General features: G+C 61.8%; 12 protein-coding genes and 1 pseudogene. 11 read left to right on the top strand and 2 right to left on the bottom strand.

The features are described 5' to 3' along the window. Nucleotides 1-82 precede the first annotated feature (82 nt). The 5 genes from lptE (at nucleotide 83) to B0G80_RS13190 (ending at nucleotide 4,746) form a co-directional block, all read left to right on the top strand. Complete coding sequence (gene lptE / locus B0G80_RS13210; RefSeq protein WP_116118291.1) at nucleotides 83-634, top strand: LPS assembly lipoprotein LptE; 552 nt, start codon at nucleotides 83-85, stop codon at nucleotides 632-634. Nucleotides 635-688: 54 nt separating this feature from the next. Further along, nucleotides 689-1,807: a DNA polymerase III subunit delta gene (holA, locus tag B0G80_RS13205; RefSeq protein WP_116118290.1), complete on the top strand. Its 1,119-nt coding sequence runs from the start codon at nucleotides 689-691 to the stop codon at nucleotides 1,805-1,807. 243 nt (nucleotides 1,808-2,050) lie between these two features. Continuing rightward, nucleotides 2,051-3,322, top strand: coding sequence for a glutamate-5-semialdehyde dehydrogenase (locus tag B0G80_RS13200; RefSeq protein ID WP_116118289.1), 1,272 nt, complete (start codon nucleotides 2,051-2,053; stop codon nucleotides 3,320-3,322). A 163-nt stretch (nucleotides 3,323-3,485) separates the two neighbouring features. Beyond that, nucleotides 3,486-3,902 (top strand): CopD family protein, encoded by a 417-nt coding sequence (locus B0G80_RS13195; protein WP_116118288.1) that lies wholly within the window; start codon nucleotides 3,486-3,488, stop codon nucleotides 3,900-3,902. A 439-nt stretch (nucleotides 3,903-4,341) separates the two neighbouring features. Next, on the top strand, nucleotides 4,342-4,746 hold the full coding sequence (locus B0G80_RS13190; protein ID WP_116118287.1) for a hypothetical protein: 405 nt from the start codon (nucleotides 4,342-4,344) through the stop codon (nucleotides 4,744-4,746). A 92-nt stretch (nucleotides 4,747-4,838) separates the two neighbouring features. Here B0G80_RS13190 and B0G80_RS13185 read toward each other — a convergent pair whose 3' ends face one another. Further along, complete coding sequence (locus tag B0G80_RS13185; protein WP_181919951.1) at nucleotides 4,839-5,174, bottom strand: nuclear transport factor 2 family protein; 336 nt, start codon at nucleotides 5,172-5,174, stop codon at nucleotides 4,839-4,841. 938 nt (nucleotides 5,175-6,112) lie between these two features. On the opposite strand from B0G80_RS13185, the pseudogene B0G80_RS48045 reads away from it, so the two are divergent. The 3 genes and pseudogenes from B0G80_RS48045 to B0G80_RS13175 all read left to right on the top strand — a co-directional run. Beyond that, nucleotides 6,113-6,235 (top strand): annotated as a pseudogene (locus tag B0G80_RS48045) (ESPR domain-containing protein); the annotation flags it as partial. Nucleotides 6,236-6,556: 321 nt separating this feature from the next. Next, complete coding sequence (locus B0G80_RS13180) at nucleotides 6,557-15,634, top strand: YadA-like family protein (RefSeq protein WP_408968016.1); 9,078 nt, start codon at nucleotides 6,557-6,559, stop codon at nucleotides 15,632-15,634. Nucleotides 15,635-15,760: 126 nt separating this feature from the next. Beyond that, nucleotides 15,761-16,513: an OmpA family protein gene (locus B0G80_RS13175; RefSeq protein WP_116118284.1), complete on the top strand. Its 753-nt coding sequence runs from the start codon at nucleotides 15,761-15,763 to the stop codon at nucleotides 16,511-16,513. A 69-nt stretch (nucleotides 16,514-16,582) separates the two neighbouring features. Here the strand turns inward: B0G80_RS13175 and B0G80_RS13170 are convergent, their stop codons facing one another. After that, complete coding sequence (locus B0G80_RS13170) at nucleotides 16,583-17,428, bottom strand: MurR/RpiR family transcriptional regulator (RefSeq protein ID WP_116118283.1); 846 nt, start codon at nucleotides 17,426-17,428, stop codon at nucleotides 16,583-16,585. 298 nt (nucleotides 17,429-17,726) lie between these two features. On the opposite strand from B0G80_RS13170, the gene edd reads away from it, so the two are divergent. The 3 genes from edd (at nucleotide 17,727) to B0G80_RS13155 (ending at nucleotide 22,023) form a co-directional block, all read left to right on the top strand. Next, the gene (gene edd / locus B0G80_RS13165) at nucleotides 17,727-19,637 is read left to right on the top strand and encodes a phosphogluconate dehydratase (protein WP_116118282.1); all 1,911 of its coding nucleotides are present in this window, start codon (nucleotides 17,727-17,729) and stop codon (nucleotides 19,635-19,637) included. Nucleotides 19,638-19,724: 87 nt separating this feature from the next. Further along, nucleotides 19,725-20,366, top strand: a complete 642-nt coding sequence (gene eda, locus B0G80_RS13160) for a bifunctional 4-hydroxy-2-oxoglutarate aldolase/2-dehydro-3-deoxy-phosphogluconate aldolase (RefSeq protein ID WP_106284003.1) — start codon at nucleotides 19,725-19,727, stop codon at nucleotides 20,364-20,366. A gap of 259 nt (nucleotides 20,367-20,625) precedes the next feature. Then, nucleotides 20,626-22,023, top strand: coding sequence for a GntP family permease (locus B0G80_RS13155; protein WP_116118281.1), 1,398 nt, complete (start codon nucleotides 20,626-20,628; stop codon nucleotides 22,021-22,023). Nucleotides 22,024-22,028 lie beyond the last annotated feature (5 nt).

The raw sequence follows: 22,028 nt of genomic DNA, 5'->3' as shown, positions 1-22,028 counted from the left end.
AAGACATGACAGCAGGCAGGGCGCCGCCGCGCATGGCGGCGCTTGTCCGCGCTGCGGAATCCACTGCGAACCAGGAGCCAATGTGACTCGCAGATCGTTTTTGACGCTGGCTTGCAGCGTGCTGATGTTGACCGCTTGCGGCTTCCAGTTGCGCGGCCAGCAGGACTACGCATTCAAACGCCTCTATATCGCCGGCGGTTCCGCGGCGGCGGGCGCGCGTCTCGCGCGTATCGTGGAAGGCGGCAGCGACACGGTGGTGGTCACGTCGGTCGCGAATGCCGACGCCACGTTGCAGATCACCGAAGGCCGCGGCATCGGCACGCTGACGCTGAACTCGCTGGGTGTGGTCGAAGAGTATCAATTGAATCTCAACATGAACTATTCGCTGACGGCCAAGGACGGCACGCTGCTGATTCCGCCGAGCGTGATCGCGTTGAACCGCGCGATGACCTATAGCGATCAGTTCTCGCAAGCGAAAGCCTCCGAAAGCAACATTCTCTTCGACGACATGGAAAGAGACGCGATCGACCAGCTCACGCGCCGTCTGGCCGTCGTGCGCTCGATGCATCCGGCGCCGGGCGAGGAAGTGCCCTCGGTTGCGCCGCGCGCGCCGTTGCCGCCGCCGCCGCTGTGAGTCGCACCATTCGTTCGAATTGCCGTCTTTGTTCAACCTCGCCGATCGGTAGCCATGCAACTGCGACTTGACGCGCTCGAAGCGCATCTCGCCAAGGGACTCGCCGGACTGTACGTCGTGTACGGCGACGAGCACCTGCTCGCGCAGGAAGCGTGCGACCGCATTCGCGCCACGGCGCGCGCGGCCGGCTTTACGGACCGCTCGGTGTTCACCGTGGAGCGCGGCTTCGACTGGAGTTCGTTGCTGGGCGCGAGCCAGTCGATGTCGCTGTTCGGCGACCGCCAGCTGGTCGAGTTGCGCATTCCGTCCGGCAAGCCCGGCAAGGAAGGCGCGGAAGCGCTGAAAGCGCTCGCCGCTGCTGTCAATGACGACGTGCTCACCATGATCACGCTGCCGCGGCTCGACGCGGCCACGCAGAAGTCGGCGTGGTTCACGGCTTTGTCCGAGGCGGGCGTCGCGTTGAAAATCGATCCGGTCGAGCGCGCGCAGTTGCCGAATTGGGTTGGGCAGCGGCTTGCAGCGCAGGGTCAGCGGGTTGCCGCCGGCGAAGAAGGGCGGCGCGCGCTCGCGTTTATCGCCGAGCGCGTGGAAGGTAATCTGCTTGCCGCGCATCAGGAAATTCAGAAGCTCGGGCTGCTGTATCCGGCGGGTTCGTTGAGCTTCGAACAGGTTCAGGACGCCGTGCTCAACGTCGCCCGTTACGATGTTTTCAAGCTGAACGAAGCGATGCTGGCGGGCGACGTGGGCCGTTTGTCGCGCATGCTCGACGGCTTGCGTGGCGAAGGCGAGGCCGCGGTGCTGGTGCTGTGGGCCGTGGTCGAAGAAGTACGCACGCTGCTGCGCATCAAGCGCGGCGCGGCGGCCGGCAAGCCGCTGGCGGTGCTGGTGCGCGAGAACCGCGTGTGGGGTCCGCGTGAACGGTTGATCGGGCCCGCGCTGTCGCGTGTCACTGAAGGCGCGCTGGAAAAGGCGCTTGCGCTGGCCGCCAGGCTCGACCGGCAGGTAAAGGGTTTGTCGGGCGGCACACCGGGCAATCATCGCAACGATCCGCCGCCCGATCCGTGGGACGGCCTCTTCGAACTCGCCATGACGGTGGCCGCGCCAAAAACGTCGGCCGTGCCGCCGGCGCGACCTCGCAGCTCGGCGGCGGCGTCGGCGCGGCGGCCGGTCTGAGGGCTGGCGCGGGAGCTTGTCTTGCGGCCGGCTGGTTCTGAAAACCGCGCCGCTCGCGCCGATGTTCGCGGACCGCTAGCCCGTCGCTGTTTCGTCGTTTTCATCGCATGAAGGCCTGGCCAATCGGCTAACGCGCTTCACCGCGGTAAGCAAAGCGGCCTGGCCCGACTTACAATCGTTTGATCTTTCGCTAATTCTGCCTGTCCGCTGCACCTCGGCGTGCGCGGCACTACGAGACTCACCATGGATATCGACCAGTACATGACCGACCTCGGTCGCCGCGCCCGCCGGGCATCGCGGGCGATGGCGCGGGCGTCCACGGCGGCGAAGAACGCTGCGCTTGCCGCTGTCGCCGAGGCGATCGAGCGCGACGCCGCGTTGCTGAAAGAAGCCAATGCGCGCGATCTCGCGCGGGCTCGCGACAAAGGTCACGACGCCGCGTTTATCGACCGCTTGACGCTCTCGGACAAGGCGCTCAAAACGATGGTGGAAGGCTTGCGGCAGGTTGCCGCGTTGGCCGATCCGATCGGCGAGATCAGCAATCTGAAGTTTCGGCCAAGCGGCATTCAGGTTGGACAGATGCGCGTGCCACTCGGCGTAATCGGCATCATTTACGAATCGCGGCCGAACGTGACCATCGACGCCGCGGCGCTGTGCCTGAAGTCCGGCAACGCGACGATTCTGCGCGGCGGTTCGGAAGCGCTCGAATGCAACACTGCGTTGGCGAAACTGATCGGCGAAGGGCTGGAAAGGGCGGGCCTGCCGCAGGAAGCCGTGCAGGTGGTCGCGACGCCGGACCGCGCCGCGGTCGGCAAGCTGATCACCATGACGGAATACGTCGACGTAATCGTGCCGCGCGGCGGCAAGAGTCTGATCGCGCGCCTGATGGAAGAAGGCCGCGTGCCGATGATCAAGCACCTCGACGGCATTTGCCACGTGTATGTCGACGGCCGCGCGGATATTCCGAAGGCGCTCACCGTCTGCGACAACGCAAAGACGCACCGCTACGGCACCTGCAACACGATGGAAACGCTGCTGGTCGCGCGCGGCATCGCGGCTGAAGTGCTGCCGGCGCTCGGCAGGCTGTATCGCGAAAAAGATGTGGAACTGCGGGTGGATGCGGCGGCGCGCAAGGTACTCGAAGACGCGGGCGTGGCGCCTCTGGTCGACGCGACGGAAGAAGACTGGCGCACCGAATATCTCGCGCCGGTGCTGGCGATCAAGGTCGTGGACGGGATCGATGAGGCAATCGGGCACATCAACGAGTACGGCTCGCATCACACGGATGCGATCGTCACCGAAGACCACGACCGCGCGATGCGCTTTCTGCGCGAAGTGGATTCGGCGAGTGTGATGGTCAACGCGTCGACGCGTTTTGCCGATGGTTTTGAGTTCGGACTGGGCGCGGAAATCGGCATTTCCAACGACAAACTGCACGCGCGTGGCCCGGTGGGACTGGAAGGGCTGACGTCGCTCAAGTATGTCGTGCTTGGGCATGGTGAAGGGCGCCAATAACGCGAACGCGGTGGGCAGCGTGGCTGTGGAATGCGGCCACGCGTGACCGTTTCTCGCTGCATCCTGTCATTGCCGCGACCCTCGATCGCCTTGTGTCGCGATGCGTGACCGGCATAACCGCCGCCGCTCCACACGACAATTCACCCGCAACCCGAGGACCCAGATGCTCTGGATCAAGACGTTTCACATTGTGCTGGTGGCTTCCTGGTTTGCCGGCCTGTTCTATTTGCCGCGCATCTTCGTCAATCTGGCGATGGAAACGGAACCTGCGGCGACGGCGCGTCTGTTGACCATGGCACGCAAGCTGTTCCGCTTCATGACGTTCATCGCCGTGCCCGCGCTGGCGTGCGGGCTCTGGTTGTGGCTAGGGATCGGCATTGGGCGCGGGCAGGGATGGATTCACGCCAAGGTTGGCGTGGTGGTGCTGCTTTTGATTTACCACGGTTATTGCGGTGTGCTGCTGCGGACGTTCGAGCGCGGCGAGAATCGGCGGACTGATAAGTGGTATCGGATGTTCAACGAGTTGCCGGTGCTGGGGATGTTGGCGGCGGTGGCGTTGGTGGTGATCAAGCCGTTTTAGGGCGGCGGGTGGTTGAGTGGGTTGTTTGGGTTAGGGCTTTTGATTTTGTAGACGGGCGGTTTGCTGAGGTGTTCGGCAAACCGCCCTTTTTCGTTTAGCAGCGCTGGATGGTGACGCGGTGTCTTAGGCCGAATGGCCAGTGCGGTTGTTAGCCTATATTGGGACGGCCGATGGGCGTGTTGGGTGATCTATAATTTGCAGACCATCGGCAACAACCGGTGGTCGAGTTTGACAGCTCGCGCTTGAAACCGCACACCCGTCCAGGCGGGTCGTGCGTCTATCTCTGCACGTCTGTATTTTCTATGGGCGGGCTGTGGTGGAGGAGCCGTAAGGCTCGCCGGATTGTTTCAAGCCCGGTCTGTCAACTTCGCTACGTGCCCGCTCACCCTCCTTGCAAGCGAGTGTCGGGCGATCCAGCAAGTCTTAGGGAGATCGCACCATGAGCAAGTCCATCAAAAAACAAACGGCCTCGCGCCCACCCGTCGATGCCCTGCAGTACGAAAAGCTCGCCTTGTCGGCATTCGGTTCATGCGAACGGCAGTTGACTCAACTCAGCCGGTTGGCCACGCTTGCGACCTCGATATATAGGAATCCTGCATTGACGAACCACGAGCGACGCAGCCGACAAGTGCTGCTGGAATTGCTGGTGGAGACGTGCGAAGAGTACGAGCGCGAAGTGGAACGCGACCGCGAACTGTATCAGGTGATTGCACTCGATGCGCGGGGGATTGCGCATCGGCGGATTACGGCGAGTGCGGCGGCGAAGCTTCTTGCGGAAGCGGGACAGGAAGCGAAAAAAGCGGGAACGGACGTCGAGACATGCATTGCAGCGACTGCTCACTGAGCCAGCTTGCTGAGGTCCAACAACGAAAAGAGGCGCGGACAATCGCGCCTCATGATTTTGAAGTTGCAGACGGCGACGCGCTAACTGAACATTTATGTGCTGGGCTCGCGCGTCGTACGCGACGACGCGACACGCCATGTATCTCCACGTCGCACGTACAGGTGGGTGAAAGCGTAGTTGGTTGCTTTCATGCCAGAGGCCGGTGTGTAGTGGTTGACACCGGAAACCATCGCGACATTTCCGAACACACGCACCTTCAGTTCCCCGAGTGTTTGTGCGGAGCCGGGCGGCAGCGTGGGCGCGAACAAAACGTCGGCTTTGCTGCGGCGCGCGTCGTTGGGCATGGTCTCGATGAACGAGTCATCGAGCAGTTGATTGAGGATGGCTCGGTCGCCTTGAAGGGCGCCGTCTAGCCATGCTTGCTCCATTGAGGCGAGCGTTGTCTCGACGTGTACCTGTGTGTTCAGGCCGGCTGCCAGGACGCATGTCGATAGGCCTATAGCGGCTAGGAAGCTCCGGTGTTTCATGTTTCTCTTCTATTGAATCGACGACTCGAGCAATGTTGCGCGCAGTCGCCATGGTGCCGCGATGTTGGCGTTCCCTAATCGGGCTGAGTTCTGCCGCTATTACGTCGGTGAAGCCGCTTGCGCGAAAGAAATTTGATTTTGTGGACGATGGACAGCTTTATCAACAGGATTGTTCTGAGATTTTCAATTCGAATTTGTGAAAAATCCGAAAATGTATCGATTTTTCGTGGCAATTTGGAGTTGGGTCAGATTGCGTGAAATAATGCGGAATAGGAATTGTCCTATATGCGGTTTCCGTTATATGCATGATGCGTTTTCGTATTTGAATGGTGCGACCCGCGATCGACCGTCCTATTTTGACCGATTTATGTGGCTGGAGTACACAGCATCCGCTTGCCATCGACGAACGGTGATCCACGCCCCAGCAGCATCGCATTGCAATTTGCCGGCTGCTATCGCTCTTGCTGCTGCCTTGGGGTAATCAGAATATTCTTAAACGTGAATTTTCATGTGGTCAGTGTCGTGATCTTCGATAGTTCTCGATTTTTTGCTGGAGTGATGATGAGTTTGCAAATTTGCAAACCTTCTTCAGATGCCTCCTGCTGAAGTAAGGCTTGTCTGCGACATATTAGTGTGCTTTTAGGATTTCTCTCATTAAAGCGAGCTTTGCATAAACCTATATTTGGATCGTCAGCCGAAGGGTTAATGAGACGGTCCGCAGTTCGTGTTTGTACGGTCGCTTTTTCATTCCTTCGGTAACCGTCTGATATGCGCGTAGCGCCGACCCGGCCGCCCCCGCAAATCAGAGCCAGTTATCACGCGTTTAACAGGATGAAATCGTGAACAAGTCGTACAAGACAGTCTGGAATGAAACTACAGGTACTTACGTCGCCGCGCCGGAAATTGCGAAAGGACGTGGGAAGAGCCAGCGGAAGGCAAGCAAATCGGCTGTCGACATCACTGGTGACGGGTGCAAAGCCTTAGGTGCCAAAGCTGCGCTCTTCGCCGCCGGAGTTGGACTTGCGACGCTCGCGCCTACAGCCTTTGCCGGCACGGTTGAAAACTGTGGGGACGGCGCTGGTTCCTTTGCGAGCTTCTCCTCCGGCGTGGGCACAGGCGCCTGGCAAAATACTAGCGCCCAGTTTACTTGTTACACCACGGCAAACAACGGAATGGGTGGGGTCAGCAATGGTACCGGGGTAGTTATTTCGGAGAACGGTAACTACTTCCAGAGCGATGCTACTAACGCCGCCATTATGGTCGGCGGATCTGGTAGCAATGCTGTGGGCACCGTCACGATCTACGGACCTAACGGCATCAACATGATGAACCAGGTCAGCATGCAGAATCACAAGATCGTGAATCTGACAGCCGGTACGATTTCGTCGACCAGCACTGACGCGGTGAACGGTTCGCAGCTTTACGGCACGGCGCAGAGCGTGGCGAACGCGCTTGGCGGCGGCTCGACGGTGACCGCGAGCGGCGCAATCTCGGCGCCCAGCTATGTGGTGGGCGGTACGACCGTGAACAACGTAGGCGCAGCCCTCAGCAATCTGGACGGCCGCGTCACCAATCTGAACAACACGGTGAACAACATCACCAATGGTGGCGCGGCCATCGAGTACTTCCATGTCAACTCGACGGCGGCTGATTCTTCTGCCGGCGCGGCCCAAAGCGTCGCCATCGGCGGCAACGCTGTGACCGGTGGTGGCGCCAAGTCCATCGCGATCGGTGAGAACGCGTCGGCCGCTGGTTCCCTTTACAGTTCCTACGGTGGGGATGGTGCGTACAACATTGCCATCGGTGCGGGTTCGGTGGCCGACAGCACGTCGGGCAACTGGGGGCATAACACCGCACTGGGCGGTAATACCAATGCGACAGGAACCAACGCGGTTGCTATCGGCTATGGCGCGACAGCGGTTGGGTCGTCCTCAAGCGCAATGGGTTTTGGCGCGACAGCGACCGGGTCGTTCTCAAGCGCAATCGGCTATTCCGCCAACGCCAGCGGGGCGAGCTCAGTGGCGATCGGTGGTGCGGCATCGGCCTCGGCAGCGAACTCTGTAGCATTGGGTACGGCTTCGACGACGACGGCGAACCTGTCGGCCGGGGGTTACAACCCGGGCACGGGCACGCTGTCGGGCACGGCTTCGACGGCCAATGGCGAAGTGTCGGTGGGTTCGGCAGGCAAGGAACGTCGTCTCACGAACGTGGCAGCCGGTTCGGCAGCGACGGACGCGGTGAACGTGAGCCAGTTGCAGTCGGAAGATGCGAAGGTGAACACGGTCAACAACAACGTGAACAACCTTAGCAACAACGTCAGCAATCTGTCGGGCAACGTGACGAACATTGCTGGCAACGTCACGAACATCAGCAACACGTTGAACAACATCACCAACGGTGGTGGCATCAAGTACTTCCACACGAACTCGACGCTGGCGGATTCATCGGCAACGGGCACGAACGCGGTGGCGATCGGCGGGGGCGCTGTGGCGGGGGGCGGCAACGGCATTGCGATGGGAACGGGCGCTAACACCGTGCCTTTTAACGATAACACCGGCGTGGACCTGATCGCCATTGGCACCGGCGCGCAGGCGAATGCGGGGTCGTCGGTCGCACTGGGCGGCAATGCGAAGGCGGGTGCCATCAATTCCTTTGGTAGCAACTCCGGTTACTCCGTCGCGATCGGCGAAAACGCACTTGCCCAGGGGACGTCGTCAAGCTACGGCTTTGCCACCGCCATCGGCGCGAACAGCTCGGCCACGAATTACGCGGCAACTGCACTTGGCGAGGGCACGACGGCGTCGGCATCCAACTCGGTGGCGTTGGGCTACAACTCGGTGGCTGATGTCAGCAATACGGTGTCGGTGGGTTCGTCCACGTCGCAGCGCAAGGTGGTCAACATGGCCGCCGGCACGCTGAGCGCGACCAGCACGGACGCGGTGAACGGCTCGCAGTTGTATGCGACGAACCTGAACGTGTCGAACATTGCCGGCAACGTGGCGAATATCGCAGGCGACGTCACCAACCTGAGCAATACGGTGAACAACATCACCAACGGTGGTGGCATCAAGTACTTCCACGCGAACTCGACGCTGGCGGATTCGTCGGCGGTGGGTTACAACTCGGTTGCCATTGGCCCAACTGCTTCGAGTGTGGGTGTCAATGACATCGCGATTGGCAATGGCGCGCAAACGGTTGCCGGTGCGAATAATGGCGCGGGTGCTATTGCTCTTGGCGGGCAAGCGACCGCATACGGCTTCAATAATATAAGTCCTGGCGCAAATATCGCCATCGGTCAATCCAGCGTGGCTGGTGTTGCCGGCGCCTCAGGTAGTGGCACCGGCGTTTCACAGGCTCTTGCATTGGGCACCGGTGCCAACGCAACAAACTGGGCAACCGATGCAATTGGCAGCTTTTCGACCGCATCGGGCAATTACGCCTCGGCGATCGGAGCATTCGCCAAGGCAACTGGTGACCAATCCACCACTGTAGGCGCCTTCTCGTCTGCTTCCGGCACAAACTCGGCTGCGCTCGGCCAAAAAGCAAACGCAGCGGCATCCGGCGGGGTGGCGCTAGGTTACGCAGCGAACGCATCGGCAGCAAACTCGGTGGCACTGGGTACCAACTCGACGACGACGGCAAACCTGTCGGCGGCGGGCTACAACCCGGGCAGCGGCACGCTGTCGGGCACGGCATCGGCGGCCAATGGTGAAGTGTCGGTGGGCTCGGCAGGCGCGGAGCGTCGGGTGACGAACGTGGCTGCCGGTTCTGCTGCAACGGACGCGGTGAACGTGAGCCAGTTGCAGTCGGAAGATGCGAAGGTCAATCAGGATGGCACGACGACGGCGGCAGCGCTGGGCGGCGGCTCGGCCTACAACTCGACGACGGGTGCGATCAGCGCACCGAGCTTTGCATTGACCAATGCGAACGCGATCGACGGTACGTCGGGTGCAGCGACCAATATCGGTTCAGCATTCAGCACGGTGGACACGGCACTGGGCAAGCTGAACACGAACATCAGTAACGTCAATAACAACGTCTCGAACCTGAGCAACAACGTCAGCAACATCGCGGGCAACGTCACCAACATCAACAACACGGTGAACAACATCACCAACGGTGGCGGCATCAAGTATTTCCACGCGAACTCGACGCTGGCGGATTCGTCGGCAACGGGTACGAACGCGGTGGCGATCGGCGGGGGCGCTGTGGCAGCGGGCCCCAACGGCATTGCGATGGGAACGGGCGCTAACACCGTGCCTTTTCACGATAACACCGGCGTGGACCTGATCGCCATTGGCACCGGCGCGCAGGCGAATGCGGGATCGTCGGTCGCACTGGGCGGTAATGCGACGGCGGGTGCCCTCAATTCCTATGGTAGCAACTCCGGTTACTCCGTCGCGATCGGCGAAAACGCACTTGCCCAGGGGACGTCGTCAAGCTTCGGCTTTGCCACCGCCATCGGCGCGAACAGCTCGGCCACGAATTACGCGGCAACTGCACTTGGCGAGGGCACGACGGCGTCGGCATCCAACTCGGTGGCGTTGGGCTACAACTCGGTGGCTGATGTCAGCAATACGGTGTCGGTGGGTTCGTCCACGTCGCAGCGCAAGGTGGTCAACATGGCCGCCGGCACGCTGAGCGCGACCAGCACGGACGCGGTGAACGGCTCGCAGTTGTATGCGACGAACCTGAACGTGTCGAACATTGCCGGCAACGTGGCGAATATCGCAGGCAACGTCACCAACCTGAGCAATACGGTGAACAACATCACCAACGGTGGTGGCATCAAGTACTTCCACACGAACTCGACGCTGGCGGATTCGTCGGCAACGGGTACGGACGCAGTGGCGATCGGCGGCAACGCATCGGCGACGACGGCGAACTCGGTGGCACTGGGTTCGAACTCGGTAGCGAACTCGACGACGCTGACGACGGCAGGCTTCACGCCGGCTGGTGGCACGGCGATCTCGGCAGCGACGGCGCTGGGCGGTGAAGTGTCGGTTGGCGCAGCGGGCAAGGAACGCCGCATCACGAACGTGGCAGCGGGTCTGAACGCCACGGACGCGGTGAACGTGAGCCAGTTGCAGTCGGAAGATGCAAAGGTGAACAACGTCAGCAACAACGTTTCGAACCTGAGCAACAACGTCAGCAACATCGCGGGTAACGTGACGAACATCGCTGGTAACGTCACCAACATCAGCAACACGGTGAACAACATCACCAACGGTGGCGGCATCAAGTACTTCCACACGAACTCGACGCTGGCGGATTCGTCGGCAACGGGTACGGACGCAGTGGCGATCGGCGGCAACGCTTCGGCCTCGACGGCGAACTCGGTAGCACTGGGTTCGAACTCGGTGGCGAACTCGACGACGCTGACGACGGCAGGCTTCACGCCGGCTGGTGGCACGGCGATCTCGGCAGCGACGGCGCTGGGCGGTGAAGTGTCGGTTGGCGCAGCGGGCAAGGAACGTCGCATCACGAACGTGGCAGCGGGTCTGAACGCCACGGACGCGGTGAACGTGAGCCAGTTGCAGTCGGAAGATGCAAAGGTGAACAACGTCAGCAACAACGTTTCGAACCTGAGCAACAACGTCAGCAACATCGCGGGTAACGTGACGAACATTGCAGGCAATGTCACGAACATCAGCAACACGTTGAACAACATCACCAATGGTGGTGGCATCAAGTACTTCCACACGAACTCGACGCTGGCGGATTCGTCGGCAACGGGCACGGATGCAGTGGCAATCGGCGGCAACGCTTCGGCCTCGACGGCGAACTCGGTAGCACTGGGTTCGAACTCGGTGGCGAACTCGACGACGCTGACGACGGCAGGCTTCACGCCGGCTGGTGGCACGGCGATCTCGGCAGCGACGGCGCTGGGCGGTGAAGTGTCGGTTGGCGCAGCGGGCAAGGAACGTCGCATCACGAACGTGGCAGCGGGTCTGAACGCCACGGACGCGGTGAACGTGAGCCAGTTGCAGTCGGAAGACGCAAAGGTGAACAACGTCAGCAACAACGTTTCGAACCTGAGCAACAACGTCAGCAACATCGCGGGTAACGTGACGAACATCGCTGGTAACGTCACCAACATCAGCAACACGGTGAACAACATCACCAACGGTGGCGGCATCAAGTACTTCCACACGAACTCGACGCTGGCGGATTCGTCGGCAACGGGCACGGACGCAGTGGCGATCGGCGGCAACGCTTCGGCCTCGACGGCGAACTCGGTAGCACTGGGTTCGAACTCGGTGGCGAACTCGACGACGCTGACGACGGCAGGCTTCACGCCGGCTGGTGGCACGGCGATCTCGGCAGCGACGGCGCTGGGCGGTGAAGTGTCGGTTGGCGCAGCGGGCAAGGAACGTCGCATCACGAACGTGGCAGCGGGTCTGAACGCCACGGACGCGGTGAACGTGAGCCAGTTGCAGTCGGAAGATGCAAAGGTGAACAACGTCAGCAACAACGTTTCGAACCTGAGCAACAACGTCAGCAACATCGCGGGTAACGTGACGAACATTGCAGGCAATGTCACGAACATCAGCAACACGTTGAACAACATCACCAATGGTGGTGGCATCAAGTACTTCCACACGAACTCGACGCTGGCGGATTCGTCGGCAACGGGCACGGATGCAGTGGCAATCGGCGGCAACGCTTCGGCCTCGACGGCGAACTCGGTAGCACTGGGTTCGAACTCGGTGGCGAACTCGACGACGCTGACGACGGCAGGCTTCACGCCGGCTGGTGGCACGGCGATCTCGGCAGCGACGGCGCTGGGCGGTGAAGTGTCGGTTGGCGCAGCGGGCAAGGAACGTCGCATCACGAACGTGGCAGCGGGTCTGAACGCCACGGACGCGGTGAACGTGAGCCAGTTGCAGTCGGAAGACGCAAAGGTGAACAACGTCAGCAACAACGTTTCGAACCTGAGCAACAACGTCAGCAACATCGCGGGTAACGTGACGAACATCGCTGGTAACGTCACCAACATCAGCAACACGGTGAACAACATCACCAACGGTGGCGGCATCAAGTACTTCCACACGAACTCGACGCTGGCGGATTCGTCGGCAACGGGTACGGACGCAGTGGCGATCGGTGGCAACGCTTCGGCCTCGACGGCGAACTCGGTAGCACTGGGTTCGAACTCGGTGGCGAACTCGACGACGCTGACGACGGCAGGCTTCACGCCGGCCGGCGGCTCGGCGATCACGGCAGCGACGGCGCTGGGTGGTGAAGTGTCGGTCGGTGCAGCAGGCAAGGAACGTCGCATCACGAACGTGGCAGCCGGTTTGGCAGCGACGGACGCAGTGAACGTGAGCCAGTTGCAATCGGAAGATGCAAAGGTGAACAACGTCAGCAATAACGTTTCGAACCTGAGCAACAACGTCAGCAACATCGCGGGTAACGTCACCAACATCAGCAACGTGGTGAACAACATTACCAACGGCGGTACGGGCATCAAGTACTTCCACGCGAACTCGACGCTGGCGGATTCGTCGGCAACGGGCACGGACGCAGTGGCGATCGGTGGCAACGCTTCGGCAACGACGGCGAACTCGGTGGCATTGGGTTCGAACTCGATGGCGAACTCGACGACGCTGACGACGGCAGGCTTCACGCCGGCCGGCGGCTCGGCGATCACGGCAGCGACGGCGCTGGGTGGTGAAGTGTCGGTTGGCGCAGCAGGTGCAGAGCGTCGCATCACGAACGTGGCAGCAGGCCTGAACGCCACGGACGCGGTGAACGTGAGCCAGTTGCAGTCGGAAGATGCAAAGGTGAACAACGTCAGCAACAACGTTTCGAACCTGAGCAACAACGTCAGCAACATCGCGGGTAACGTCACCAACATCAGCAACGTGGTGAACAACATCACCAACGGCGGTACGGGCATCAAGTACTTCCACGCGAACTCGACGCTGGCGGATTCGTCGGCAACGGGCACGGATGCAGTGGCGATTGGTGGCAACGCATCGGCAACGACGGCGAACTCGGTGGCACTCGGTTCGAATTCGACGACGATGACCGCAGTGGCGACCAGTGGCACGACGATTGGTGGCGTCACCTACACGTTCGCGGGCGCAACTCCGACGAGCACGGTGAGCGTGGGCTCAGTGGGTAACGAGCGCACAATCACCAACGTGGCAGCAGGCCGCCTGAGCGCGACCAGCACGGACGCGGTCAATGGCAGCGAGCTGTACGCGACCAACCAGCAGGTGACGCAGAACTCGAGCGACATCACTAACCTGACGAACAACATCAACAACGGTTCGGTGGGTCTGGTGCAGCAGGATGCGACGTCGCGCAACATCACCGTGGCGAAGGGTAGCGACGGTACGGTGGTGGACTTCACGGGTACGGCGGGTTCGCGCAAGCTGACCGGTGTAACGGCGGGTGTTCTGAGCGCCGCTAGCACGGACGCGGTCAACGGTTCGCAGTTGTACTCGACGAACAGCAACGTGACGAACCTGAGCAACAACGTCAGCAACATCGCGGGTAATGTCACCAACATCAGCAACGTGGTGAACAACATCACCAACGGCGGTACGGGCATCAAGTACTTCCACTCGAACTCGACGCTGGCGGATTCGTCGGCAACGGGCGCGGATGCAGTGGCGATCGGCGGCAACGCATCGGCAGCGAATGCCGGCGCGGTGGCACTGGGCGCGGGTTCGACGACGGCTGCAGCAGTGGCGACCACTGGCGCGACCGTCGGCGGCGTGAACTACACGTTTGCAGGCACGGCTCCGACGAGCACGGTGAGCGTGGGCTCGGTGGGTAACGAGCGCACCATCACCAACGTGGCGGCAGGCCGCCTGAGCGCGACCAGCACGGACGCGGTCAATGGTAGCGAGCTGTATGCGACCAACCAGCAGGTGACGCAGAACTCGAGCGACATCACCAACCTCACGAACAACATCAACAATGGTTCGGTGGGTCTGGTGCAGCAGGATGCGACGTCGCGCAACATCACCGTGGCGAAGGGTAGCGACGGTACGGTGGTGGACTTCACGGGTACGGCGGGTTCGCGCAAGCTGACCGGCGTGGCCGCTGGTGAAGTGAGCGCAACGAGCGTGGATGCGGTGAACGGTTCGCAGCTGTTCGGTGTGTCGCAGAGCGTTGCGAATGCAATCGGCGGTGGTTCGACGGTGAACACGGATGGCTCCATCACGGCGCCGACTTACGAGGTGGGCGGCACGACCGTCAACAACGTGGGTGACGCGATTACCAATCTGGACGACCGCACGACGCAAAACACGACGGCGATCACCAACATCAACAACACGCTGAACAACATCAGCAATGGTGGCGGTGTCACGTACTTCCACGCCAACTCCGCGTTGCCGGATTCCCAGGCAATCGGCGCGGATTCGGTGGCGATCGGTGGTAACGCGAAATCGCTGGCGGCGAACTCGGTGGCATTGGGTTCCAACTCGGTGGCGGATCGCGCCAACACGGTGTCGGTGGGCTCGGCGGGTAACGAGCGCCAGATCACCAACGTGGCGGCCGGTACGGCGGATACGGATGCAGTGAACGTCGCGCAGTTGAAGGCGTCGGGCATCATCAATCCGAACGGAACGACCAACACGGCTGTCACGTACGACCACAACGCGGACGGTACGACCAACTACAACAGCATTACGATGGGTAACGGTGTTGCAGGCGGTACAACGATCCACAACGTGGCAGCAGGCACGGCCGGCGACGACGCAGTCAACGTCACGCAGATGAACGCGGCGATTTCCACCGTCACGAACATTGCCGCCGCAGCTAGCAACCCGATGTTTGCTGCAAACGGCAACCGTGACACGGAAGCAGCGGTCGCGAGCGGTACGCATTCGACGGCAATGGGTGCGAACGCCAGCGCAAGCGCGGCCAACTCGGTGGCGCTGGGTGCGAACTCGGTGGCGGACCGTGCTAACACGGTGTCGGTGGGCTCGGCGGGCAACGAACGCCAGGTCACCAACGTGGCAGCGGGTACGGCAACGACCGACGCGGTCAACGTCGGCCAGTTGAACGATGCAATCGGTTCGGCCGTCGGCAACATGCCGGCCGGCATGACCGCGAAGGACTACACCGACAAGCAGATCAGTTCGGTGCAGAGCAGCGTCAACCAGGTCGCGAAGAACTCCTACGCGGGTATCGCGGCGGCTACGGCACTGACCATGATTCCGGACGTCGATCAGGGCAAGACGATCGCGGTCGGTATCGGCAGCGGTACGTACAAGGGTTCGAGCGCTGTCGCACTCGGCATCTCGGCGCGTATTACCGAGAACCTGAAGATGAAGGCCGGCGCGGGCACCAGCTCGCAAGGCACGACCGTCGGCTTGGGTGCTTCCTATCAGTGGTAAGCGCCTCGACGGATGGGATGCAAATTCCATCCGTCGGCCCTGATCCGCAGATTTCCTAACTGAAAGCGCGCCGTTGTTGGCAGCACACGCAGCAACGGCGGCGCTTTAAACACTGAATCCGTTGAAATGAACTCGACTCTTTTTAAATATCTCCGCGCGCCGTTGCTCGGCGCGTTCGTCGCCGCGCTCGCCGCATGTAACACGCAGTCTGGTGCGACCTATACGTTGCACGCCATTAGCGCGCCGAACCAGCAGGCACGCACTTATCACGTGACCTGTCAGGGACTTTTCGAAAGCTCGCAGGCTTGTGTGCGCGTGGCCGAAGAAACTTGTAAAGCCCAGCCCGTCACCTGGCTCGAATCGATTGACGGCGTACGCAACAACGAGCCGAAGAAAGATCCGCGTGAAGCAACCTTCATGTGCGGTACGCCTGCCGTGCAGCAGCCGGTGACGCAGCCAGTCGTACAGCAGCCGGCGCCGGTGGTGATCGCGCAGCAGCAACCCGCGCCGCAACCGCAAGCCACGGTGCAACAACGCCGTCTGCTGTTGCAAGGCAACGCGAACTTCGCCACCGATAGCTCGGTACTCAGCGCGGTCGCCAAGGACAATCTTGATCAGTTCCTGCGCGTGAACAAGGAAGTGCACCTTCGTCGCGTGACCGTGATCGGCTATACCGATAAGACAGGCTCCGAGCCGCATAACCGGATGCTCTCCGAAGCGCGTGCCGCGGCTGTCGTCGCTTATCTGCGCGACGGCGGCCTTCAGGCTGACCAGTTCTCATCGAAAGGCATGGGCAGCGCTGATCCGGTCGCCACGAACGCAACCGCCGAAGGTCGTATGCAAAACCGTCGTGTCGACGTGCGCGTCTTCGCCGAGTAAATCGGGCGACGCAAAAGTTTGACCATCAAAGGCCTGCCGTCGCGCAGGCCTTTTTTCTATTCCGGCGCTTCAGGGCTCGCCGTCGATGCGCAGCCGGCCGATTACGCCTTTCGCCTGGCCGAGCCTTTCGACGAGTTCGGGTCCGCGCCTGAGCGCCACGCCGACCGCCAGAATGTCGCCGATCGCGAGATGCGACATGCGCGAGGTCATCGGTGAGAACACGTCGTTTTCTTCCACGACGTTCGAGAACAGGCAAATGCTCGCGACCCGTGCGAGCGGCGAACTGCCGTGCGTGATGGCAATCACTTTGGCACCGCGCGCGAGCGCGGAGCGCGCTGAATCGATGATGTCGCGCGTGCGGCCGGTATTGGAAATCGCCACGACGACGTCGCCGGGTTCGAGCAGCGCCGCCGACATCGAATACGTGTGCGGATCGGAGTACGCGACGCTCGGCATGCCGAGCCGGAAGAACTTGTGCTGTATATCCTGCGCGGCGATGCCCGAGCCGCCCGCGCCGTAAAACTCGATGCGCGCCGCGTTCGCCAGCAGTTCGACGGCCGCTTCGATGCTGTCCGGCGACAGGCTGTTGCGCACCTCGATCAGCGTGCCGATGGTCCGGTCGAACACTTTGGCGATCAGCCCGGACGCACCTTCGTCCGGCCGCACGTCGCGATAGACGGTCGGCACGCCGGACGCGATACCTTGCGCCAGCCGGATCTTGAACTCACGAAACCCCGAAAAGCCCAACGCGCGACAGAACCGCGCGATGGTCGGCTGGCTGACGCCCGCGCGGGCGGCGACTTCGGTCATCGACAGATCGAGCACCTCGCGTGGCGACTCGATCACATAGTCGGCCAGCTTGCGCTCGGACGGCCGCAACTGCTCGCGCATCTCTTCGACTTGGGACAGCATCATCGGAAAACTCGCACTATGCTGAAGAATGCGTGGACTATAGCTGATTGCCAGAAAGGTACAAAAACTACATTTAGCGCGTAGGTGTATTCCCTAGGATGTTGTTGGAATATGGCGGCGGGCCGCCAGTAAAGGGCTTCTGCCGATTCAGCGATGCGGCGTCGCAACAAGAATCCACATTGCGATCGTGTAGTTTTTCTACTAACATGACGATGTCGGTTGATCCGACGCCCCCGCGATACCCACCTGGCATCGTGCGCGCATCGCCTGCGCGTCTTAGGCCAGCGACGAAGGAGCTCCGATGGTTTCCCCGCATTCGCAATTGTTGAAGGTCACGCAGCGCGTGGTCGAGCGTAGCAAGCCCACTCGTGAGGCGTATCTCGCCCGCATCCACCAGGCGCAGGGCAAGTTCCCGGCGCGCGGCGCGCTCTCCTGCGCCAATCTGGCTCACGGTTTCGCCGGCCTCGAAGGCAACGACAAGCTCGTCATCAAGCAGATTCGCGAGCCAAACATCGGCATCGTGTCCTCGTACAACGAGATGCTGTCGGCCCACGCCCCGTACAAAAACTACCCGGACATCATCAAGCAGGCCGCGCGCGAAAACGGCGGCGTCGCGCAATTCGCGGGCGGCGTGCCGGCCATGTGCGACGGTGTCACGCAAGGCAATGCGGGCATGGAACTGTCGCTGTTCTCGCGCGAGGTCATCGCCATGAGCACGGCGGTCGCGCTCACGCACAACATGTTCGACGCGGCGCTGTGCCTGGGCATCTGCGACAAGATCGTGCCGGGCCTGTTGATCGGCGCGCTGCAATTCGGCCATATCCCAACCATCTTCGTGCCGGCCGGCCCGATGGGCAGCGGCCTGTCCAATGACGACAAAGCCAAGACGCGCCAACTCTTCGCGACCGGCCAATGCGACCGCGGCGCGCTGCTCGAAGCGGAAGCCGCCGCGTATCACAGCCACGGCACCTGCACGTTCTACGGCACGGCCAACAGCAATCAGATGCTGATGGAAGTGATGGGCCTGCATCTGCCGAGTTCGGCCTTCGTGCATCCGCACACACCGCTGCGCGATGCGCTGACCGCGCAGGCCGCGCGCCGCGTGCTCGATCTGACGGTCGAGCGCGGCAACTACATGCCGATCGGCCACGTGGTCGACGAAAAGGCGATTGTCAACGGCATCGTGGCCTTGCTGGCGACGGGTGGCTCGACCAACCACACGCTGCATCTGGTCGCGATTGCACGCGCGGCCGGCATCGTGATCGATTGGGATGATTTCGATACGCTGTCACAAGCCGTGCCGCTGCTCGCGAAAATCTATCCGAACGGCAAGGCCGACGTGAACCACTTCCACGCAGCCGGCGGCGTCGCGTTCCTCGTGCGCAATCTGCTCGAAGGCGGCTTGCTGCACGAAGACGTGAACACGGTCGCAGGCAAGGGGCTCAAGCACTACACCGAAGAGCCGAAGCTGATCGACGGCAAGCTGCAATGGGTGCCGGGTGCGGCAGCGAGCGAAGACACCGCGGTGCTGCGCGGCATCAAGGAACCGTTCCAGCCGGACGGCGGCCTGCGTCTGATGCAGGGCAAGCTCGGGCGCGGCGTCATCAAGATTTCGGCGGTGGCGGCGCAGCATCGCAAGGTGAGGGCGCCGGCGATCGTGTTCGATTCGCAGGAAGCCGTGCAGGAAGCGTTCGACAAGCACGAGCTGAAGCGCGACTTCATCGCCGTCGTGCGCTTCCAGGGTGCGCGCGCAAACGGCATGCCCGAATTACACCGTTTGACGCCGCTGCTCGGTGTGTTGCAGGATCAAGGTTTCCATGTTGCACTGGTCACGGACGGCCGCATGTCCGGCGCGTCGGGCAAGGTGCCGGCGGTGATTCATCTGTCGCCGGAAGCATTGCTGCAAGGGCCGATCGGCAAGGTGCGCACGGGCGACATGCTGGTGATCGACGCCGACGCCGGCGTGCTCGACATCGAAATCGACGCGGCGGAATGGAGCGCGCGCCAGGGCGCCGTGCCGCAGCATCAGGCGGCGAACGAAGTCGGCTTCGGCCGTGAGCTGTTCGGCGTGTTCCGCGCGGCGGCGGCGCCGGCGGAGCAGGGTGCGTCGGTATTCGGCGCGATGGTGGGCGAGCACGCGGCGCCTCATGCAGCGTCGCACGACACTCACGAGGCTGCGCGTCACGGCGAAAAAGCCAAAGCGCACACCTGAAACACGCTAGCGGCACGCAAGCAGCAAATCGGCACCCAACAAGCACCACTCAAGCCAGCCAAGTGCTGCAGAACAAGGAGTCTGACTATGACGTCGAAAACAGTAAGCGATATCGTGCGCCTCGGCCCGGTGATTCCGGTGCTCGCGTTCGACTCGGTCGAACAGGGTGAACACGTGTCGCGCGCGTTGCACGCGGGCGGCGTGAAGGTGCTGGAAATCACCTTGCGCACCGCAGCAGGCCTCGAAGCGATCGAACGCGCGAGCCAGTTGGCCGAAGATATCGTGGTGGGTGTCGGTACGATTACGAAGCCCGAGCATTGCGCTCAGGCCAAGAAGGCGGGCGCGCAGTTCGGCGTCTCGCCGGGCCTGACAAGAGACATGCACAAGGCCGCGCAGGATGCGGGCTTGCCGCTGCTGCCGGGCGTGATGACGCCGTCGGACATCATCGCGGCGCTCGAGCTCGGCTACGAGATCGTGAAGTTTTTCCCGGCGCAGCAAGCCGGCGGCGTGCCGATGCTGCAAGCGTTCCACGGCCCGTTCCCGAATCTGAAGTTCTGCCCGACCGGCGGCATCACGGCGGAAACGGCCACGCATTTCCTGTCGCTGCCGAACGTGGTGTGCGTGGGCGGCTCATGGCTCACGCCGAAAGCCGCGCTCGCCGCGCAAAACTGGGACGAGGTCACGCGTCTGGCGCGTGCCGCGAGCCAGCTGGCGGCGCCGGCTCACTAGGTCGAATCCGCGCGCTCGTTAACCCTTTATCAAGGTCCGACACGAAGGAGCCTCGTCGATACAGCTGTTCAGGCTGTCTCGGCGAGGCTCTTTTTGCGATATGCGCGGAGAATTGGCGCACGTCTTGAGATAACAAACAGTAAAATTCAGCGTCCGCGCGGTCAGCCCGGTTTCAAGGCCCCGTACAGGTCGCCGTGAGACACGGTGCTGGCTGTGTTCCGCACGCACTCACAATCAATAACGCAAAAGGAGGAGCTTCATGGAAGCTGTCCACGGCAGCACGCTGCTGGTCTTCGCGGTGATCGCCATCGCATTGCTGATCCTGCTGATCACACGCTACAAGGTTTATCCGTTCCTCGTTCTGATCATCGTGTCGCTGCTGCTGGGTCTTGCATCCGGCATGCCGATGGCGACCATCGTCAAATCGTTCGAAACGGGTAACGGCAATACGCTTGGGCATATCGCCATCGTGGTCGGTCTGGGCACCATGCTCGGCAAGATGATGGCCGAGTCGGGCGGCGCCGAGCGCATCGCCACCACGTTGATCAACTTCTTCGGCGAGAAGAACATCCATTGGGCCATGATGATCGTGGCGATCATCGTCGGCTTGCCGGTGTTCTTCGAAGTCGGTTTCGTGCTGCTGATTCCGATCGCGTTCAACGTCGCCAAGCGCACCAACAAGTCGTTGCTGCTGGTCGGCTTGCCGATGGTCGCGGGTCTGTCCGTCGTGCACGGCCTGCTTCCGCCGCATCCGGCCGCGATGCTCGCGGTGCAGGCGTATCACGCGGATATCGGCAGGACCATCGCTTATGGGCTGATCGTCGGTGTGCCGACCGCGATCGTCGCGGGTCCGCTGTTCGCGTTGCTGATCAGCCGCTACATCAAGCTGCCGAAAGAGAACGCGCTAGCCGCGCAATTTCTCGGCCACGGTGACGAGACCAAAAACGGCGCGCAGAACGCAGCGCAGAACGTGGCACCCAAGCGCGAACTGCCGAGCTTCGGCGTCACGCTGCTCACGATCCTGCTGCCGGTGATTCTGATGCTGGTGGGAAGCTGGGCCGATCTCTTCACCACGCCGAAAACCTTGCCGAACGATCTGCTGCACTTCGCCGGCAATTCGGACGTCGCGCTGCTGATCGCGGTGCTGGTGAGCTTCTGGACCTTCGGTGCGAGCCGCGGTTTCACTCGCGAGCAGATCCAGAAATTTTGCGGCGACTGTCTCGCGCCGATCGCGGGCATCACGCTGATCGTCGGCGCGGGCGGCGGTTTCGGGCGCGTGCTGATGGATAGCGGTATCTCGAAGGAAATCGTCAACGTGGCAACGGCCATGCATCTGTCGCCGCTGTTGTTCGGCTGGCTGGTGGCCGCACTGATCCGTCTGGCCACGGGTTCGGCGACGGTCGCCATGACCACCGCGTGCGGCATCGTCGCACCGATCGCTTCGGCTAGCGGCGTGCATGTCGAGCCGGAATTGCTGGTGCTCGCCACCGGTTCGGGCTCGCTGATCTTCTCGCACGTGAACGACGGCGGTTTCTGGCTGATCAAGGAATACTTCGGTATGACGGTGGGGCAGACCTTCAAGACATGGTCGCTCCTCGAAACCATCATTTCACTGATGGGCTTGGGTTTGACCTTCGCACTCGCGGCGGTCGTGTAAGGAGT

The sequence above is a fragment of the Paraburkholderia sp. BL6669N2 genome, from assembly GCF_003387275.1.
Taxonomy (GTDB): Bacteria; Pseudomonadota; Gammaproteobacteria; order Burkholderiales; family Burkholderiaceae; genus Paraburkholderia.
This window is presented reverse-complemented; position numbering and strand designations above follow the sequence as displayed.

Excerpts from the sequence above, each read along its gene's own strand:
- holA (WP_116118290.1), top strand. The coding sequence starts at position 689 with ATGCAACTGCGACTTGACGCGCTCGAAGCGCATCTCGCCAAGGGACTC.
- B0G80_RS13200 (WP_116118289.1), top strand. The coding sequence starts at position 2,051 with ATGGATATCGACCAGTACATGACCGACCTCGGTCGCCGCGCCCGCCGG.
- B0G80_RS13195 (WP_116118288.1), top strand. The coding sequence starts at position 3,486 with ATGCTCTGGATCAAGACGTTTCACATTGTGCTGGTGGCTTCCTGGTTT.
- B0G80_RS13190 (WP_116118287.1), top strand. The coding sequence starts at position 4,342 with ATGAGCAAGTCCATCAAAAAACAAACGGCCTCGCGCCCACCCGTCGAT.
- B0G80_RS13185 (WP_181919951.1), bottom strand. The coding sequence starts at position 5,174 with ATGGAGCAAGCATGGCTAGACGGCGCCCTTCAAGGCGACCGAGCCATC.
- B0G80_RS13175 (WP_116118284.1), top strand. The coding sequence starts at position 15,761 with ATGAACTCGACTCTTTTTAAATATCTCCGCGCGCCGTTGCTCGGCGCG.
- B0G80_RS13170 (WP_116118283.1), bottom strand. The coding sequence starts at position 17,428 with ATGATGCTGTCCCAAGTCGAAGAGATGCGCGAGCAGTTGCGGCCGTCC.
- edd (WP_116118282.1), top strand. The coding sequence starts at position 17,727 with ATGGTTTCCCCGCATTCGCAATTGTTGAAGGTCACGCAGCGCGTGGTC.
- eda (WP_106284003.1), top strand. The coding sequence starts at position 19,725 with ATGACGTCGAAAACAGTAAGCGATATCGTGCGCCTCGGCCCGGTGATT.
- B0G80_RS13155 (WP_116118281.1), top strand. The coding sequence starts at position 20,626 with ATGGAAGCTGTCCACGGCAGCACGCTGCTGGTCTTCGCGGTGATCGCC.